This window comes from Desulfamplus magnetovallimortis, from assembly GCF_900170035.1.
GTDB classification, from domain to species: Bacteria; Desulfobacterota; Desulfobacteria; order Desulfobacterales; family Desulfobacteraceae; genus Desulfamplus; species Desulfamplus magnetovallimortis.
In genome coordinates this window covers 145,851-147,468 of record NZ_LT828546.1, presented here as the reverse complement: position 1 = coordinate 147,468, position 1,618 = coordinate 145,851, and the positions used below count along the sequence as shown (strand labels likewise).

Below are 1,618 nucleotides of genomic sequence, written 5' to 3'. Positions count from 1 at the left end.
TGCTAAAGAGGATGGTGAGAAGATAGGGATTGAAAAAGGTGAAAAGATAGGGATTGAAAAAGGTGAGAAGATAGGGATGGAAAAAGGTGAAAAAATAGGGATGGAAAAAGGTTTGAAAACCGTTGCAAGCCAAATGCTTAAAAAAGGTGAATCCATTGATAAAATTTCTGAATTTACAGGCTTGGCAATTGAAGATATAAAAAAGCTGAATTGATTACAGATAGACAATTTATTGCAAAAATAAACTTTTATTCTAAAAATATATCAGAAATACGGCATCCTTCATATCAGATTAAGGCAGTGCAAAATCATGGCATTAATGTCGTTGCCATAGGATGGGAATAATTACAAAATAATCTAAAGAGGATATTGATATGACAGATTTTTCAGACCACAATCGTGTAATAAGGTTTGACTGGGCAATAAAGAGCCTTTTGCGGGATAAAGCCAATTTTGATGTTCTTGAAGGATTCCTTTGTGCTCTGCTTGAAGATGAAAACATAAAAGTTTTAAACATCCTTGAGAGTGAAGGCAACCAGAAACAGGAGGATGATAAATTTAACCGCGTGGATTTAATGGTTGAGGATAGCCATAAACGTAAAATCATCATTGAGATTCAAAACACCCGTGAAAGGGACTATTTAGAGCGGCTCCTATTTGGCACATCAAAGGTTATTGTTGATAATTTAAGACTTGGTGAAGACTTTAAAAATATCAGCAAGGTGATCTCCATAAGTATCCTCTATTTCAACTTCGGCACCGGGGATGACTATCTCTATAAAGGCACAACCCAATTCATAGGGATGAACACAGGCAATCCATTGAAGATCAAAGAAAAGATTGAGGTAATGGATGGATTGGAGTCAAAGTATAAATTTGTGGATAAAGATATCTTTCCTGAGTACTATTTTATTCAGATTTATAAATTTCAGGATATCATCAAAAGATATATTGATGAATGGATATACATGATAAAAAATGAACAGGTAAGGGATGATTTTAAGTCCAAAAATATTGATAAAGCAAAAGAGAAGCTATCCTATATCCATATGAATAAATCTGAAAAGGCTGATTATGAACGTTATATAGTAAATCTTGTTCGTGAGAGAGATATGATTACAACGGCTAAAGAGGATGGTGAGAAGATAGGGATTGAAAAAGGTGAAAAGATAGGGATTGAAAAAGGTGAAAAGATAGGGATTGAAAAGGGTGAAAAGATAGGGATTGAAAAGGGTGAAAAAATAGGAATTGAAAAGGGTGAAAAAATAGGAATTGAAAAGGGTTTGAAAACCGTTGCAAGCCAAATGCTTAAAAAAGGTCAATCCATTGATAAAATTTCTGAATTTACAGGCTTGGCAATTGAAGAGATAAAAAAGCTGAATTGATTACAGGTAGACAATTTATTGCAAAAACAACTTTTTCTAAAAACATATCAGAAATACATACAATATTGAACCTATTACCGGGGTAGGATCAAATAGATGATATTATGCTTAATGTCGTTGCCATAGGATGGGAATAATTACAAAATAATTTAAAGAGGATATTGATATGACAGATTTATCAAACCACAATCGTGTAATAAGGTTTGACTGGGCAATAAAGAGCCTCTTACGGG

At 33.5% G+C, this 1,618-nt stretch carries 1 protein-coding gene and 1 pseudogene; both read left to right on the top strand.

The genetic code is table 11. The annotated features are described in order from the left end of the window. Positions 1–214, top strand: a pseudogene (locus MTBBW1_RS13595) (hypothetical protein); the annotation flags it as partial. A 160-nt stretch (positions 215–374) separates the two neighbouring features. Continuing rightward, positions 375–1,385 (top strand): PD-(D/E)XK nuclease family transposase, encoded by a 1,011-nt coding sequence (locus MTBBW1_RS13590; RefSeq protein WP_080804315.1) that lies wholly within the window; start codon positions 375–377, stop codon positions 1,383–1,385. Positions 1,386–1,618: the final 233 nt, after the last annotated feature.

Bases quoted from the DNA above. Each gene is read 5' to 3' on its own strand.
- MTBBW1_RS13590 (WP_080804315.1), top strand. From the start codon at position 375: ATGACAGATTTTTCAGACCACAATCGTGTAATAAGGTTTGACTGGGCA.